Here is a 17,393-nt window from a genome sequence, read left to right on the forward strand (position 1 = left end):
ACATTAAACTATTCCAATTTATAATATAATTTAAATAATTAAACATACATTAAAAGCAATTTTAACCACAAAAATCGAACTAAAACACAAAGAAACTTACATCAAAAATAAAATTGACCTAAGTTTCTTTATCCAAAATCTCTGACCCAAAAACACAAAACCCCAACTTTCCTTTTGCATGTAATATCCACCTCTTTTTTGAAAAGCATTGTGGCTCAACGATTTGTATATTGGGTTCGAAATTAATATTTCCAACCTAAACCAACTTTTATTATGACTAACCCTAAATTACTGGCCATTGGTCTGGCCTTATGTCTATTTGTTTCCTGTAGTGAACAGGAGGATGTTGCACCCGAAAAAGAGGCTATTTCCCCGGAAACCATCGCTAAGCTGAATGCCCTGGGCTTCAAAACAGACAATGCTTTCCAGTACAATGGTTCTCTTATCGTTGAGGGCGATATTGTGCTTTCAGAAGCTGACCTGGATCGTATGAAACCGTCAAACATCGTGGCGGTTGAGGAACAGTACCATACAGATAACCTGGTGTCTTCGCTGCCGCGGACTATTGATGTGTATGTAAGTACCAGCTTTTCTTCCAAATACTTTACTGCGGTAGATGCAGCTATTGCGAGGTATAATAATGAAAATCTGAACCTTACATTCCAACGGGTGACCAGCTCAAGCGGTGCTGATATGGTGATCAACCCTTCACCATGGTGGTACTATTGGTTTGGTATTCTGGGTTCTGCAGGTTTTCCCACTGCGGGCGGCGATCCTCACAACGAGATCCTGCTCACCAAGCAATATTATGATGGTGTAAGTGATATCGGTGCGTTAACCACTACTATTGCTCATGAAATGGGACACTGCATAGGTTTCCGCCATACTGACTACATGGACAGAAGCTATAGCTGCGGTGGAAGTGCTGACAATGAAGGCGATGGTGGTGTAGGTGCCAATCACATCCCGGGCACGCCTACTACCGCTGATGCTGCTTCCTGGATGCTTGCATGCTCCGACGGCTCCGACAGACCATTTAACAACAACGACAAAACAGCGCTTGATTATCTTTATTAAAACCAACTAATTACCAAAACCAACTAAAACAAGCAGCTTTAGACAGGAACCCCGCTCAATGTGGGGTTTCTTCTTTTATATTGCTCAAATACACTTTTGGCTCGCAAGCCTCACATACCACGGTCCGGGTTCTAAGCTCCTCCAAACTTCCAAATACCCGCCTATTCGTCAAGGCATCGAACCACTCTCCTTTAAAATGTACTTTACCACAAACGGCACAGCGCTCTTCTTCGGCTTCCTTGTCTTCAATAAAACTGATTTCCGGACTGATCTTCTCAGTCCGGACCAGATCATGCTCAATATGAAAAGTATTATCGTCTGACCTGGATACCATCATTCTCATAAACTGGGCTTTGGAGGGACCATCACACCTGTAATGTAGAATATAAGGTTTCCCGGAGATCTTAACCCGGGTCATCAGTGCATCTAAAAACATCCTGGCAGCGTCGCCTTTAATGTATTTCCAGATCAAACTACCTTTGATTTTTTCCCCGATTAGCTGGGAGGCATTGTTATCCTCGGCCAGGGTATCCCACTGCTCGTCGGTTCTTATTATTCTGCATTCTGAGTCTACCCAAATAGATGCCATAGCTGATGTTTTAGTGCTGATTGTTAAACATTTCCATTAACAATTTCCTTTCTTCGTGGTTTTAGAAGAAGAACAAAAAATTTAAAATTACTTTGAACAGAAATAAATCAGTAGAATATATAGTGGCGATTGGGGCGTCGGCAGGAGGCCTGACACCCCTTCAGGAATTAATAGACTCATTACCCGATAATATAGATAATACTGCAATAGTAATAGCTCAGCACCTCAGTCCTGAGTACAAAAGTATGCTGACTGAGATCCTTAGTCGTAAAACAACATTACCAACTACGGCGATCACCGATGGTGTAGAGCTGGAACCAAACCATATCTATGTTACCCCGCCAAATTGTGATGCCATACTGGAAGGCACTCACCTGGAAATAGTTGAGACCAAGGCGGGTGGCCCCCGGCCAAGTATTGACCGGCTTTTCACCTCACTGGCCAGAGAATATGGAAAAAATGCTGCTGGCATAGTACTTTCGGGAACAGGACAGGACGGCAGCAAAGGTGTTATGGCACTGCGTAAGGCGGGTGGTCTTACGATCTGCCAGGACCTTGACAGTTGTAAATATTCCGGTATGCCACATGCAGCCATAAGTACGGGTATGATAGATGCCGTGCTTTCTCCGAGAGAGATTGGCGAAAACCTGCTCGATATGCTCCATGGCAACCGAAATGAAGCACAGGAAGAATCTTCGGAAGAAAATACCTTCTACGAATCGAGTGATGACATAAGTACTATTTTGAGCCTGCTGGAAGCTAAAATAGGAACTGACTTCAGCAACTATAAAGAATCAACTATTATCAGAAGGCTGGAAAAGCGGCTGCACGATAAAAAGTTTAATACAGTCGAGGCTTATCTGAAATATATAAGAAATAATGAGGATGAACTTGATGAATTCTTCAAGTACCTGCTCATAGGAGTTACATCCTTTTTCAGGGACGATGAAGCCTTTAAAGCCTTGAGGATTGAACTGGAAGACCTTATTCATCAAAAAAATAAAGGTGCAAAATTAAGGATATGGGTTCCGGGATGTGCCACCGGGGAGGAAAGTGTAAGTATTGCCATTCTTATCAATGAAATATTGGTGAAGACTGGCAGGTATGACATCAAACCGCAGATCTTCGCCACCGATATTAACACAGGTGCCCTAAAAACTGCTCGTGTCGGTATTTATAAAAAAGATAAGGTTGATGCAATACCACAAAATCTGGTGGACAAATACTTTGAAAAACTCAATGAGGAAGAATACGAAGTATGCAGGGACATCAAGCAAATTATACTCTATACCAAGCATGACCTTACCTCAAACCCTCCTTTCTTAAGACTGGATCTGATAAGCTGCAGAAATCTGTTCATATACTTTAATCAGAGACTACAGAACCACATTTTTCCAATTTTTCAATACTCCCTCCTACCTGGGGGCATCTTATTTCTTGGGAAGTCGGAGTCTGTTGGTAACTATAAAAACCTGTTCAGCACCATCAATGCTAAATACCGGATTTTTTCGCGTAAGGCAAGAAATCCTATGAAGCCGCTGAAACTGCCTTCAACCAAACCACTGGTGGTAGACAAAAAGGTTTCGTCCAAGCTTAATCTCAAAAATGAATCGCTTTCGATCCATGAAATGGTGAAAGAAACGGTTTATAATACCTATGAGCACCCTTATGTGATCGTCGATGAAAATATGGATATCATTGAGATATCCGGGGATACCAACAATATTTTGAAAATCAAGCCCGGGTTGGCTAATATGAATTTACTGCGGCTAATAGTGGAAGAGCTTCAAATTGAAGCCAGGGCACTTATTATGCAGTCTATAAAATCTCTGAAAATAGAAAAAGGCGGGCCTCGGCGTTTTCATGACAATAACCAAAACCATTTGGTAAGGATTATTGTAAAACCATTGATATATGCCAAGCCGGGCCATCCCTACTTTATGGTGATCTTTGAATCATTTAATGATATTGAGCCATTCTTCGTTAAAGCCGATGAAGGCGATGAGGCTCTCATGGAATCTCAGCGCAACCAGGAACTACAGTATGAGCTGATCAGCAACAAGCAACATATGAATACACTGGTGCAGGAGCTGGAAACCACCAACGAGGAGTTGCAGGCCCTGAATGAGGAGCTGCAATCATCCAATGAAGAATTGCAGGCCTCCAACGAGGAACTGGAAACGTCAAACGAGGAACTGCAGGCCACCAATGAAGAGCTTGAAAATGCCTACGTTGACCTAAGAATAGCCTCACAAAAGCTGTCAAGGCAAAAGCAAATGTGGGAAAAGCTATCGGTAACTTCTCCCGACCATATCGCGGTATTGAAAGGAGAAGATTTCATCTACGAATTTGCAAACCCTGCTTACAAAGCGTTATTTCCCAACCGTGTACTTGAGGGGCATTCGGTCATGAGTGTTATGCCTGAACTGGCAGCACATGGTTTTATCGATTTGCTGAGCAATGTTCGAAACAGTGGTAAAGCTTATCACCAGAACGAGGCGACAGTTACCATGGATTACAATGGAAATGGTGAAGAAACCAGGTACTTCAATTTCACTTATGCTCCTTTAAAATATTCTGATCATGATAAGCCTGATATCATCATTTATGCGGTAGATGTAACGGAGCACGTAAACAACCGGAAAAAAGCTGAAAACAGCGCCAGGTTCTTTAGCACACTGGCTGAATCTATGGCCCAAAAAATATGGACTATAGATCCTGAGGGCAGGATTTCCTACATCAATCAAACTATGATAAACTATTTTGGTTTTGACGGAGAATATGAAGACCTGAAACTCTCGGAGTATATTCACAGAGAGGATGTTCAGTATGCTCCCGATCTGACCAATGAAGAGGCTAAACAAAACCAGGATGGGTTTAGAAGACAATACCGCCTCAAAGACAAGAACCACAAATACAGGTGGCACCTGATCAGGAACACTCCTCTTTTTAACCAGGAAGGCAATTTGGTTGTATGGATATGCACTGCCACCGATATTCACGAACAAAAAACCATTGAAGAAAAGAAGGATGAGTTTATGAGCATAGCCAGCCATGAGCTAAAAACGCCTTTAACTACCGTGAAGGCATACCTTGAGTTATTGGAAGAGGTGCTGAAGAAAGAAGACCTGGACACGGCAAGGCTATACTCCCAAAAAGCCTCATCAGGGCTGAACAAGATCAACTCACTTGTATCAGACCTGCTGGACGTTACCCGTATACAGACAGGAAAAATGCAGTTTAACATCACAGAATTTGATTTTGACAAACTTGTGGAACAGGCAGTGGATGATGCCAGGCCACTGAGCAACAATCACAAAATCCTGCTCAACGGTAAATCAGGAACCAAGATCAAAGGTGACGCCAATCGCCTGGAGCAGGTTATGGTCAACCTGATCAGTAATGCCATAAAATACTCCAACAATGCCGATAAAGTGTTGATCAATAATTTCAGAGAAGATGGTCACGTGGTGTTTGAGGTGGTGGATTATGGACCGGGTATAAAACCTGAATACCGGGAAAAAATCTTCGAAAGATTTTACCGGCTGAAAAAGAACCATGATTTTACATCCGGACTTGGGATAGGATTGTATATTTCCAAGCAGATCATTAGCCAACACAAAGGAAAAATCGGTGTGACCGACCATGACAGCGAAGGAAGCAAGTTCTTCGTTCGGTTACCCGTTAATAATTAAAAAATACAAGGGACGGATCATCCGGTCCCCTGGGATCAGGCGAATTTCCAGGGAGACACTAACTTTTTTGCCTCTGTTTGACAGACAATTGTTAAACAGAGGCAAAAGCAGTTAGTAAATCAGAGTGTTATAGTAATATTCGAAGTTTTATCTTGCTCACCAGTTAAGCTTACTTTGAGGGTTCTTATTTTTCCGGTGCACTCATTCCACAGGTTTTACGTTTGACTCTTCCCCTGCCCTCCATAACCTTTACTTATTCACAACTGTTAGGTCAATAAAAATATTGTAAAAAGCCCCGGGGGAACAATCCGGCATCTGACTCCCTGAGGCTTTGCATAAGAATCAGGAATAACCGACAAATTTCCCTTGTTGGAGACACCTGAAATTCAGGCGGTTTTGCATACAATCGTCAACGCAAACGATTTCGGTATTTTTTTGGCCTAAACGGTCGATTTGTACCGAATAATCTCTTTACTTTCGTTCGAATTGCAGTAAGAAAAAAGCCGGATTTTGGGCATTTTTTAACTAACTTTAGATAAATGATAGTATCTCAATCACCATCAAAAACCAATCTAAGTAACAGCCTGGACAACCTGATACAGTTTGAGGAAAAGCATAACGGACTAGAAGGAAAAACCGGTAGCTATAAGTTCAGGGTTCTCGTATATTCATCAAATATTATCCGTATCCATGCCACTGCCAACGAAAATTATGATGAACATTCATATGCAGTGGTCGCAAAGCCGGAGTTTGAAGATTTCAGCCTGAAAGACTCACCGGATCACTTAATACTCAGTACCAGTGCCATTGATCTGAAAATCGATAAGCAACCACTTCGCTTCTCTTTTTACGATAAAAATGGCCATGTTATCAATGAAGACGACAGCTTTGGTACTTCATGGATCGGTGAGCAGGTTACCACCTATAAAAAATTGCAAAAAGGCGAGCGCTTTATTGGTATGGGAGAAAAGACAGGCCCACTGGACCGCAAAGGCCACGGCTATCAGCACTGGAATACTGACAGCTTCGCCTACGGCCCGGAAAGTGACCCTTTGTATTGCTCCACTCCATTCTATATCGGCCTGCATAGCAAGCTGGCCTACGGCATATTTCTGGACAACTCCCACAAATCGCACTTCAATTTTGCAGCATCGAATAACAGATTTTCAAGTTTCTCGGCTGACAGTGGCGATATGAACTATTATTTCATCCATCACGACTCGGTGGATGATATTATTCAATCATACACATACCTGACCGGCCGGATGTCGATGCCACCCTTGTGGAGCATTGGCTACCAGCAGTGCAGGTACAGTTACTACCCTGACAAGGAGGCGCTTACTGTTGCCCAGACTTTCCGGGACAAGGACATTCCTGCGGATGTGATCGTTTTTGATATCCATTACATGGAGAACTACAAGATCTTCACCTGGGACAAAGTGAAGTTTTCAGACCCTGAAAAAATGATAGCACGCCTCAGGGAGCTTGGTTTTCATGTAGTGGTGATGTGCGACCCGGGCATAAAGATCGAAGATGGTTACGAGGCCTATGAGGACGGCAAGAAAAATGATGTTTTCCTTAAATATCCCGATGGCAGTTATTACTCAGGCGAAGTATGGCCCGGATGGTGCCACTTTCCTGATTTTACTAACCCCAAAACCCGTACATGGTGGAAGGATAAGTTGAAGGGATACGTTGATATGGGCGTTCATGGCTTCTGGAATGACATGAATGAAATAGCCACCTGGGGACAGATGATGCCTGAACTGATAGAGTTTGACCTGGAAGGCCACAAAGGCACAACCCGCAAAGGCCGCAACATCTATGGTATGCAGATGGCCAAAAGCACATTTGAAGGATCAAAGCATCACCTCAACGGCAAGAGGCCTTTCAACCTCACACGCGCCGGCTTCTCCGGCGTGCAGCGCTACTCAGCAGTATGGACAGGTGACAATGTAGCCAATGATGAACACATGCTCGTAGGTGTAAGACTGGTAAACAGCTTAGGGCTGGCCGGTATTTCATTCGCCGGTTATGACGTCGGTGGTTTTGTAGGAAACTCCAGTGAGCATTTGTTTGCCCGCTGGGTACAACTGGGGGCCTTCTCCCCTTTCTTCAGAGGCCACAGCATGATCAACAGCCGGGACTCCGAACCATGGGCTTACGGGGAAGAGGTTGAAGAAATATCAAGAAACTATATCCGGTTGCGCTACAAACTAATGCCCTACATTTACAGTGCATTCTATGAATCTGCCCAAACCGGTACGCCGATAGCCAGAAGCCTGGCCGTTGATTACAGCCACGATGATAAGGTCTATGACAAACTGTATCATAACCAGTATATGTTTGGGAAAAATATACTCGTGGGTCCGGTGGAAAGCACCAAAGACCTGACGAAGGTTTATTTACCTGAAGGTGAATGGTATGAGTTCTTCACTGACAAACACTATCATGGCAAACAGGAGATTGTTGCCGAATGCCCGATTGAAAGACTTCCGCTATTCGTTAAAGCATCATCAATTATTCCGGTAAGCCCACAGGCAGGTTTCAACACCACCGACCTCGGTGATATATTGGAGCTTCATATCTATGCAGGGAAAGAGGCCTCAACATATACCTACTACGAAGATGACGGTGAATCTTATGAGTACCAGCAAGGCAACTACCACAAACGTACCATACAATACAACCCTGAAAGCTCATCCATAAAAATATCCAAAGCGGAAGGTGCTTTCAGCTCCCGATATCAGCATATAAAAATATGTTTCCATGGTTTCAGCCCTGATTCAGCAACGGTAAATAACGCGGCTGCCACGCCTGAAACACACGATTATCAGTTCATACTACCGATTTCAAACTTTGATCCTATTTACACCGAGCCTAATACAAGGCTTCTGGTGAAAGATCTCAGTATGCTTTCTTTCGACAATACCAACGAAGCAATTGAGATCAGGTGGTAAAGTGCTGACTTAAATACACTACATTAACCTATTCAACCCCATATGAAGAAGTATAGCTTACACTTTTTAACGCTTGTGCTGGCAGGCATTTGCGCATGCACCCCTGCCGAAAATGGCAATAAGGAGGCAAAAAAGGCCGAAGAGCCGAAAGAAGCCACATTTCCGCAACTGGCTGGCAATATGACCATTTATGAAGTCAATATTCGCCAGTTTACACCCGAAGGCACCTTTAAAGCTTTTAATGAGCACTTGCCACGGTTAAAGGAATTGGGCACGGAGATCTTATGGTTTATGCCTATACAGCCTATTGGAGAGAAAAACAGGAAGGGCACACTCGGCAGCTATTATTCAATCAAGGATTATGAGGCTGTCAATCCTGAGTTTGGTACGCTGGAAGACTTCAAAGCCACAGTGGACAAAGCGCATGAGCTGGGTATGTATGTTATACTCGACTGGGTGCCCAACCATACTGCATGGGACCATCCGTGGATTACGAAACATCCGGAATATTACGCTAAAGACAGTTTGGGAAATATTACTTATGAGGCAGACTGGACCGACATTGCCTTGCTGGACCACACCAGGCCGGAGACCAGAAAGAAAATGATCGATGCCATGAGGTTCTGGATCAATGAAACAGATATTGACGGTTTCAGATGCGACCATGCCGGCCATGAAATACCACTTTACTTCTGGGAAGAAGCCACGGCTGCTCTCGATCCCCTGAAAGACCTGTTTTGGCTTGCAGAATGGGATGAGCCCAGGATGCACCTCGAACTGGATGCCACCTACAACTGGAGCATACTGCATGCAACCGAAGATGTCGCTAAAGGAAAACACACAGCAGACGAACTGTACGAGTCTATTGAAAAGGACCTTGCCCATTACGGACATAGCCCTTTTAGGCTGCTGATGACTACCAACCACGATGAAAACGCCTGGGCTGGTACCGTATTTGAGCGATATGGAGAAGGTCACAAAGCCTTTGCGGTCTTTACATTCACCATTTACGGCATACCTATGATCTACAGTGGCCAGGAAGTAGGCCTTAATAAAAGACTTGCCTTCTTTGAAAAAGACAGCATCAACTGGCACGATGAAAAAGGACTGACCGACTTCTACAAAAAGCTCGTAAGCCTGAGAAAGAACAATGCGGCTTTATGGAGCGGTCAATACGGTGGGGTGCCTGCAAAAATAGATGTTGACAACGAAAACGTATTGGCGTACAGCCGGAAAAAGGATGGGAACGAAGTACTGGTAATCCTCAACCTCAGCAACCAGCAGCAGGAAATTGCACAGAACGCTGAACTATCTGGCTCACACCAAAACTATATGACCGGCGAGCAGGTGGATCTGTCTGGCTTGAAAACTTTAAAACCTTACGAGTACATAGTAATTATTAAATAGTAAATAACGACTGCCTTTCCTGATCAACAGAGAGGCAGTTTTTGTTTCAACCTACCTATAAAACTGAAAAATGGAGAAGGTATCCCTTACATCTGAAAAACCAAGATTAAGCTTTTGGCAGATCTGGAACATGAGCTTCGGCTTTTTAGGCATCCAGTTTGGCTTTGCCCTTCAAAATGCCAATACCAGCCGTATCTTTGAAACACTGGGTGGAGACACCAAAAACCTGGCGTTCTACTGGCTGGCGGCCCCTGTAACCGGCCTGCTGGTACAACCGCTGATTGGTTATTACAGTGACAAAACCTGGCACCCGAAATGGGGGCGCAGAAGGCCATTCTTCGCTATTGGTGCCATCCTGGCTTCAATAGCCCTGATCATTATGCCTAACTCACCGACCTTATGGATAGCCATCGGTATGCTATGGATCATGGACGCCTCCATAAACATAAGCATGGAGCCATTCAGGGCATTTGTAGGGGACATGCTCCCTCCTTCTCAGCGTACTACAGGGTTTGCCATGCAGAGCTTCTTCATCGGTATCGGTGCTGTAGTGGCCTCTGCGCTTCCGTGGATGTTTGCAAATTGGGTTGGCCTGTCCAATACGGCTGCAGCCGGTGAAATTCCTGAATCTGTAAAATGGTCATTTTATGTAGGTGCTTTTGCATTTTTTGCTGCCGTGATGTGGACTGTTTTATCTACCAAAGAGTATCCTCCAGACAAAGAAGACCTTGATCCTGAAAAGAAAGACGAGCCTATTCAGATCAGGTATGCACCTTCCGTATATATGAAAATTGGCCTTGGACTTTTGGCCATTGCTGCTTTGCTGACCATCTGGTTTTACTCCCGGCAACTGGATCCTCAGTTATATGTATTATGTGGTGTGATATCGGTCTTTGGCTTATCTTATTTTGTGGCATCATTATTTATGAAGCAAAATTTATATCGCAATGGGTTTGTACAGATCGTACGCGATTTTCAAAATATGCCCAAAACCATGATTCAGTTGGCCTTTGTCCAGTTCTTCTCATGGTTTGCCCTATTTGCCATGTGGATTTACACCACCTCCGCTGTTACAAGCCACATATACCTTTCCACGGACACCACGAGCCTGGCTTATAATGAGGGTGCTGACTGGGTATCGCTACTTTTCAGTGGATACAATGGCGTCGCAGCCATTGCCGCTTTGCTGTTGCCCTACCTGGCTAAATTGACCAGCCGTCGCGTCACCCACCTCCTGGCCTTAACGTGCGGTGGCCTTGGCCTTATTTCCTTTTATTTTATCAGCGATCCCGACTGGCTGATCCTGTCTATGGTAGGCGTTGGTATAGCCTGGGCCAGCATACTATCTGTACCCTATGCCATGCTTTCTTCTGCACTGCCTGCGAAAAAAATGGGTTACTACATGGGTATTTTCAATTTCTTCATAGTAATCCCTCAGATCGTGGCTGCCAGTGTACTGGGTTTCCTGATCTCAACCTTCTTTAACAGCGAGTTTATCTATGCCCTGATTATCGGGGGAGCCTCAATGATACTGGCTGGTTTGCTTTGCCTCGGCGTCAATGACAAAGATGAGGTGCTTATGAAGGAAAATGCAGCCTGATGTAATTCGGAAGAGGTAAATTACGCTAAGGCTTTATAATCTGGCATCAATTATGTTAATTGTAGCACTTATAAGCCTTAGCATATAAAAAGGACTTTGGCCGTATCATTACGGATATTACCGCTAAAGCCATTTTATATGTGAGTTGAAACTTACTTGCATATGAGAAAAATTTACTTTTTGTTATTACTGTTCGCACCGCTACTACTTACAGACTGTACGTCTGGTAAGAAGGCATTTGAACAAGGAGATTATTACGAAGCTGTTTTAAAAGCAGTTAACCGCTTACGCCAAAAGCCTGATCATAAAAAATCGAAGGAAACTCTGCGGCAGGGCTATCCCCTGGCCGTCAAGACTATCGAGCAAAGTGCTACCAACAGCCTGGCCAGCAATGCTCCTTTCAAATATCGCGATGCCCTTAGAAGATACCAGCAAATCAACGTGATGTATGAGGAGATCAGAAGGTCTCCCGGAGCATTAAGAGTCATACATAACCCAAAAAATTACTACGACAAGCTGCCTGAGCTTAAGGATAGGGCTGCCAATGAAAGCTATGAAGCTGCCATGGCCGCACTAAACCGTCAGACCCGCGAAGATGCAAAAACGGCGTACTTCCTCTTCAAAGATGTACAAGGGTATGTACCCGGATATAAAGATGTGCTTAATAAAATTGAAGAAGCCCACTTTCTGGCTACACTTAAGGTAGTGGTAGAGCAGATTCCGGTCCATTCAAGATACAGGCTAAGCGCGGCCTTTTTCCAGGACAAAATTGAAGAATACCTGCATTCTCAATTCAGGAGCAACCAGTTTGTGAAGTTCTACACGCCCCGTGAGGCTGAAAAAGAGCAGCTTCCTTTTGTTGATCAATACCTCAGGCTTGAGTTCGATGAGTTTACAGTAGGTGAAACGCATGTAGTAAAGGAGACAGAAACTTTCAGCAGGGATAGTGTAAAAGTAGGCACGGTGGTGATTGAAGGTGAAAAAGTAGATGCCTACGGAACCGTAACGGCAAAGCTCACCACCTGGAAAAAAGAGGTGATCTCAAAAGGCACCTTCAGTATGAGAGTTTTTGATGCACAATCCGACGCCGTACTCACCCACAATAAATTCAATGGCGAATTTGTATGGTTCTCCCAGTGGGGCACATTCAGTGGGGACGAGCGCGCTTTGAGCGAAGAGCAGCTAAAGATCTGCAATAACTCCGAAGTTCCTCCACCTCCTCCTCAGGACATGTTCATCGAATTTACCAAACCCATTTACGACCAACTGACTTCCTCGGTAAATTCATTTTACTCGAGATACTAATGAAAGGTCAGGAGGATTTTTTTGGAAAAACTATAACTTTTCACCTCTATGTTTGACGGACAGTTGTTAATTGGGCAAAAGCAGTTGGCAAACCCATATAAGATAATAATAGATGCGAGTTATTGATTTTCAGCAACAAGTTTTACTCAATAAAAAAGCCCTCAGATTATTCACCTGAGGGCTTTTTTATGAGTCGTCATTCTGCCCGATCAGCTTTTCTTTTTATATCCCTTTCTGGGTTTTCCTGATCGCTTAAATCCGCCACTCCTTCTCCTTTTAGGCTGATACAGCGGGGCCTCTCCAAGCGATGCGGGCACTTTGCCTTTAGGAACGGGTGCTCCTAAAAGTTCTTCTATGCTCAGGAACTTGCTCTGCTCCTTTTCATTGATAAAAGTAAAGGCTACGCCCTTTGATGCAGCCCGTGCGGTTCTTCCGATGCGGTGAATATAATCTTCACCGTCGTTAGGTACATCATAGTTAATCACCAGTTCTATATCTTCAATATCGATACCACGCGACATGATATCCGTAGCTACCAGGATGTTGAGCTTCCTGTTTTTGAACTCTCTCAGCACCTGCTCCCTTTCTGACTGGTCAAGGTCGGAATGAATGTCCTCAGCCTTGAAACCAAGTGCCTTCAACTCTTTGGCCAGTTGCTTCGCACTACTTTTGGTACTGCAAAACACAATGACACTTTGCAGCTTTTTGGCTTGAAGCAGGTATTTCGCCAGAGGGATCTTTTGGTTGTCATAAACGGCAAAGGCTACTTGCAGAATCCGCTCGGCAGGCTTAGACACTGCAATATTGATCTCCACTGGTTCGTGAAGGATCTTCTTGGCCAGTTCCCTGATCTTTGGAGGCATGGTAGCCGAAAACAGCAGGTTTTGACGCTTTTTAGGAAGATAAGATATAATCTTCATCAGATCGTCATAAAAGCCCATGTCCAGCATCCTGTCAGCCTCATCGAGAATAAGGTGCTGTAGCTGATCAACCTTTACATAGCCCATGTTCAGGTGTGCGATCAAACGTCCCGGCGTACCCACAATTACATCTGCACCCTCAGAGAGTGCCTGCTTCTCACGGGTAAACGAGCTTCCGTCACTTCCACCATATACAGCTATGGAGCTGACAGATGTAAAATACGATAGCCCTTCCATTTGCTGGTCGATCTGTACGGCCAGCTCCCGAGTAGGCACTATGATCAGTGCTTTGATATTATTGTCATCATGTCCACCCGCCAGTATCTGGTGAATGACCGGTAGCAGGAAAGCAGCCGTTTTGCCCGTACCCGTCTGGGCCGAAGCAATCATATCCTTTCCACTTAATATTTCCGGAATAGCCTGCTCCTGAACCGGAGTAGCATTTTCAAAACCGATGGCCTCAATCCCCTCCAACAGGCGATTATCCAGGCCCAAATCTTTAAATTTCAATATTTACCTTATTTAAAGTCAACAGCGCCAATTACTTCGCAGTACCTCCCGATAGCTCATTGCTATCTTCAATTTGCGCAAGATACTCAAATTTATTACATAATCGTTGCGGACAAAATATTATCATTGCATTGTAATTACAAATTATATCAACAAAAAAATCCTTTTCATGTTTAAACAACTCATTTTTGACTGCGATGGTGTACTGGTTGATACCGAAATTATAGCCGCAGAGGTTATGACAAAGGCTTTTGCCCAGTGCGACATTCACGTGACTGTTGAAGATTACCTGACTACCTATACCGGAAAAACCATTAGCTCCATATTCAATTCGCTGCTATCACCGGAGCAGTTACAACAGATCAACCTCAAAGAATTCACCCACCAATGTGATGTTGATATTTATGATCAGCTCAGGCCGGTCAAAGGCATGCAGGATGTGGTGCGGACATTGCCATTCCCAAAAGCAGTCGTATCCAACAGCAGTTTGTGGCAGGTAAAGAAAGCGGTTAAGCATATTGGACTGGAGGACATCTTCAATGAGAAGTTTTTCTCCTCCGAAATGGTGCCAAACCCCAAACCCTGGCCTGATATCTACCTGCATGCAGCCAAGACCCTGGAAGTAAGCCCGGAACATTGCCTGGTTGTAGAAGACAGCAAGAGCGGCGTGAAAGCAGCCGTTGATGCAGGTATGACGGTGATAGGCTTTACCGGTGCCAGCCACATACGCAATGGTCATGGGGAAATCCTGCTGGAAATAGGTGCCAGTCATGTAGCTTCAAACCCGGACGAATTAAAAACACTCATCGGCAAACTCACTGCATAACAAAAAACCTTCCCCATTTTTGGAGAAGGTTTTTTACTTATTATTTATTTTGAGTTACCTCGTTTCTTTTACTTATACTCCGTAACGTCAGTGGCAAACAGCATGATCTTGGCTGTAGAACCATCTCTGTTTTTGATCGGCGCATAGCTTTCTTTCAGGTATCTCGTTCTGCCTGACTTATCAAGCCTCTTATATTCGCCTTCTTTAGGTTGTCCCGAAGAGAGGTCTCGCCAGAACTGCTTATATTCATCAGAAGTCTTCTCTTCCTTGGAAACGAAAATTCTATGGAACTCCCCTACCAGCTCGTCCTTGCTGTACCCCATCATATCGAGGAAGTTGCGGTTCACATTTACAATCTTGCCTTCCGGATCAAACTCTAAGGTTGATACAGCCTGATTGATAGCTTCCATGGTATTTTCAGCCTCAGCCTGTCCTCTTTGCATCTCTTCCTGAGTCGCCTGCAGCTCTTCCATATTCTGCCTCATTTCCTCTTCCTGAGACCTCATTTGCTCGGTCATTTCCTGAGACTCTTCAAGCAGGCTCTGCGTTTTGGCATTGATCTTCACCGAAGATACGGTAGAAGCAATAGTCTCGGCTATCTTTTCAACAAAGTCTATTTCGTGCTCTTCAAAAGCATTGAATGAAGCAATCTCCACCACACCGTATATCTCTTCGTTAACTTTCAACGGCACGATCAGAATACTCTTAGGGTTAGCATCACCCAGACCTGAGGTGATCTTAATGTAATTGTCAGGTACCTCTGTCAGATAGATAGTATCCATCTCTAACCACACCTGCCCTGCCAGTCCTTCTCCTTTGTACACTTTCTGGTTGAGGTACTTCTTTTTATCCCAGGCGTAAACAGCCATCAAAGTCATGTAAGGATCGTCAGAACCGTCATCTTCAATGATATAGATACCACCCTGGTTGGCTCCCATATACTTGACGAGGTTGCGAACTATATCATCGCAAAGTTTGCTGATATTGTCATTGTTCTTCCTGAGTATGTCACCAAATTTGGCCAGACCCTCTGTAGACCAGTTCCTTTTCTTATCTTCCTCAGCTACACGTGAAAGGTTCTCCCTCATTTCCAGAAGGGCGTTACCCAGTACATCATGGTCACTTAACGGTGTAAATTCAGAATCGTACTTGCCTTTACCAATATTTTCGGCAAACAATGTAGTAGACCTCAGCCCATGGATCAGACTATCCATGGCCTCCGCCATCTCTCCAATTTCGTCATTATTAAACTTGCGACTCGAATCATCAACCAGCTCTCCCTTGCCCAGTTTGACCACAATGTCCTTGATATAATTAATAGGCCGTGTGATGGACCGCGCCATAACAAAGGCCATGAAAAGACTCAGTGCCACTATAATGGCTCCCAGAATGATCGTAATACTTCTTAACTGGTCTGCCGCCTTTTGCAGGTCAGCATCAGACTCCTCTGTTACCTCCTGCTGCATTAAAGCAATCTTGTCCAGCATCGAAATGATGGAGGACGTTAACGGAATAACCTGGCTCTCAATGGCGTCCTCTGCCAAAAGTTTTGTCAGCGGATCCTCGTAATTCTCAAAGGTTACCAACTGCCCCATTACTTCCTTCTCTACCTTTAGCAGCTTGTCAAACTCAACGAAAACCGAGTCCATCAACTGCTTTTGGCTGTCTATTTCCCAGTCTACCATCAGGCCGGTGATCTCTTCTTTCAGTTCAGGGTAGTCAAACTCGTGAAGATCACGCAGGGCGTCCTTGTCATCGGTATTACTTTGAAGGTACACCCAGTTGGTAATAAGCATCTTGGACCTGGTCACCAAAAGGATGAAGTCATTAATAGCCTCTTTTGATGGCCTGATAACCTCAGAAGAGCGGTTTACTACCTGATCTATCACATTACCATTGTAAAAAATGATAGAAGCATTGACAACAAACAACACAATGAGGATGAGAAAACCACCGAAAATCTTATTACCAATTTTGAATTTCATCTTTCGCATATAGCTGAATCTGTAGATTAAATGTATTTAAAGTTATATAATAATTGCTAACCGGGATAGCTCTGTTGATACTTTCAGGTCAGCACGATCCATAGCTGCCCTATTGAGTTCAAAAGCGAGCTTTCCGTTACGGATTACGAAATTAATATTGCTACCCTCCTTGCCCATGCCTTCTTCTTCGGTTATGATCATGGTACTCTGGCCTTTAAGTTTGGACAAAAGCCCCTGCAACTGATTACCCGACTCTTTCGACATAAACACAATCTCACTATCAGCAACTTCGCTGACAGAGTTGAATTTTTTTATCACAATAGTGCGGTTCCCTGCCTTTTTGACTTCTGCCATTTTTTGCAGATGAGGAATTAAGGGAGAGTCTCCCAGAACTCCAATAACAAAATCCGAAGAAGATTCTCCGGGCGGCCACTGGACGTAACGAATGAAACTATAAATGTAAACGGAATGTAACTGGTAATTTTGCGCCTGCACAGCAAGACCAAAAAATAAAAATGA

The 17,393-nt window shown here is 44.1% G+C and carries 11 protein-coding genes; 7 read left to right on the top strand and 4 right to left on the bottom strand.

The window, feature by feature from the left end; all coding sequences use genetic code 11:
- Positions 1-273 precede the first annotated feature (273 nt).
- Positions 274-1,077: a M57 family metalloprotease gene (locus E1163_RS12720; RefSeq protein WP_155172260.1), complete on the top strand. Its 804-nt coding sequence runs from the start codon at positions 274-276 to the stop codon at positions 1,075-1,077.
- 55 nt (positions 1,078-1,132) lie between these two features.
- Here the strand turns inward: E1163_RS12720 and E1163_RS12725 are convergent, their stop codons facing one another.
- Positions 1,133-1,666, bottom strand: a complete 534-nt coding sequence (locus E1163_RS12725) for a hypothetical protein (RefSeq protein WP_155172263.1) — start codon at positions 1,664-1,666, stop codon at positions 1,133-1,135.
- A gap of 92 nt (positions 1,667-1,758) precedes the next feature.
- Between E1163_RS12725 and E1163_RS12730 the strand changes: the two genes are divergently transcribed.
- The 5 genes from E1163_RS12730 to E1163_RS12750 all read left to right on the top strand — a co-directional run bounded on the left by E1163_RS12730 (position 1,759) and on the right by E1163_RS12750 (position 12,633).
- Positions 1,759-5,361, top strand: a complete 3,603-nt coding sequence (locus E1163_RS12730; protein WP_155172266.1) for a chemotaxis protein CheB — start codon at positions 1,759-1,761, stop codon at positions 5,359-5,361.
- Positions 5,362-5,900: 539 nt separating this feature from the next.
- Positions 5,901-8,321, top strand: a complete 2,421-nt coding sequence (locus E1163_RS12735) for a glycoside hydrolase family 31 protein (protein ID WP_155172269.1) — start codon at positions 5,901-5,903, stop codon at positions 8,319-8,321.
- 42 nt (positions 8,322-8,363) lie between these two features.
- Positions 8,364-9,728 carry an alpha-amylase family glycosyl hydrolase gene (locus E1163_RS12740; RefSeq protein ID WP_155172272.1) on the top strand — a complete coding sequence of 455 codons (1,365 nt, stop codon included), beginning with the start codon at positions 8,364-8,366 and terminating at the stop codon, positions 9,726-9,728.
- A gap of 70 nt (positions 9,729-9,798) precedes the next feature.
- A complete protein-coding gene (locus E1163_RS12745) occupies positions 9,799-11,328 on the top strand; it encodes an MFS transporter (RefSeq protein WP_155172275.1) in 1,530 nt (509 codons plus the stop codon).
- 162 nt (positions 11,329-11,490) lie between these two features.
- Positions 11,491-12,633 (top strand): hypothetical protein, encoded by a 1,143-nt coding sequence (locus E1163_RS12750; protein WP_155172277.1) that lies wholly within the window; start codon positions 11,491-11,493, stop codon positions 12,631-12,633.
- Positions 12,634-12,842: 209 nt separating this feature from the next.
- Here the strand turns inward: E1163_RS12750 and E1163_RS12755 are convergent, their stop codons facing one another.
- On the bottom strand, positions 12,843-14,063 hold the full coding sequence (locus tag E1163_RS12755) for a DEAD/DEAH box helicase (RefSeq protein ID WP_155172280.1): 1,221 nt from the start codon (positions 14,061-14,063) through the stop codon (positions 12,843-12,845).
- 169 nt (positions 14,064-14,232) lie between these two features.
- Between E1163_RS12755 and E1163_RS12760 the strand changes: the two genes are divergently transcribed.
- Positions 14,233-14,889, top strand: coding sequence for an HAD family hydrolase (locus tag E1163_RS12760; RefSeq protein ID WP_155172281.1), 657 nt, complete (start codon positions 14,233-14,235; stop codon positions 14,887-14,889).
- Positions 14,890-14,957: 68 nt separating this feature from the next.
- On the opposite strand, the gene E1163_RS12765 is transcribed toward E1163_RS12760, so the two are convergent.
- Positions 14,958-16,874: a PAS domain S-box protein gene (locus E1163_RS12765; RefSeq protein WP_246223644.1), complete on the bottom strand. Its 1,917-nt coding sequence runs from the start codon at positions 16,872-16,874 to the stop codon at positions 14,958-14,960.
- Positions 16,875-16,916: 42 nt separating this feature from the next.
- The coding region (locus E1163_RS12770; RefSeq protein WP_155172287.1) for a YfiR family protein at positions 16,917-17,393 on the bottom strand (477 nt) is incomplete at its 5' end.

The organism is Fulvivirga kasyanovii (assembly GCF_009711405.1).
Lineage (GTDB): Bacteria > Bacteroidota > Bacteroidia > Cytophagales > Cyclobacteriaceae > Fulvivirga > Fulvivirga kasyanovii.

Excerpts from the sequence above, each read along its gene's own strand:
- E1163_RS12720 (WP_155172260.1), top strand. The coding sequence starts at position 274 with ATGACTAACCCTAAATTACTGGCCATTGGTCTGGCCTTATGTCTATTT.
- E1163_RS12725 (WP_155172263.1), bottom strand. The coding sequence starts at position 1,666 with ATGGCATCTATTTGGGTAGACTCAGAATGCAGAATAATAAGAACCGAC.
- E1163_RS12735 (WP_155172269.1), top strand. The coding sequence starts at position 5,901 with ATGATAGTATCTCAATCACCATCAAAAACCAATCTAAGTAACAGCCTG.
- E1163_RS12740 (WP_155172272.1), top strand. The coding sequence starts at position 8,364 with ATGAAGAAGTATAGCTTACACTTTTTAACGCTTGTGCTGGCAGGCATT.
- E1163_RS12745 (WP_155172275.1), top strand. The coding sequence starts at position 9,799 with ATGGAGAAGGTATCCCTTACATCTGAAAAACCAAGATTAAGCTTTTGG.
- E1163_RS12750 (WP_155172277.1), top strand. The coding sequence starts at position 11,491 with ATGAGAAAAATTTACTTTTTGTTATTACTGTTCGCACCGCTACTACTT.
- E1163_RS12760 (WP_155172281.1), top strand. The coding sequence starts at position 14,233 with ATGTTTAAACAACTCATTTTTGACTGCGATGGTGTACTGGTTGATACC.
- E1163_RS12765 (WP_246223644.1), bottom strand. The coding sequence starts at position 16,874 with ATGAAATTCAAAATTGGTAATAAGATTTTCGGTGGTTTTCTCATCCTC.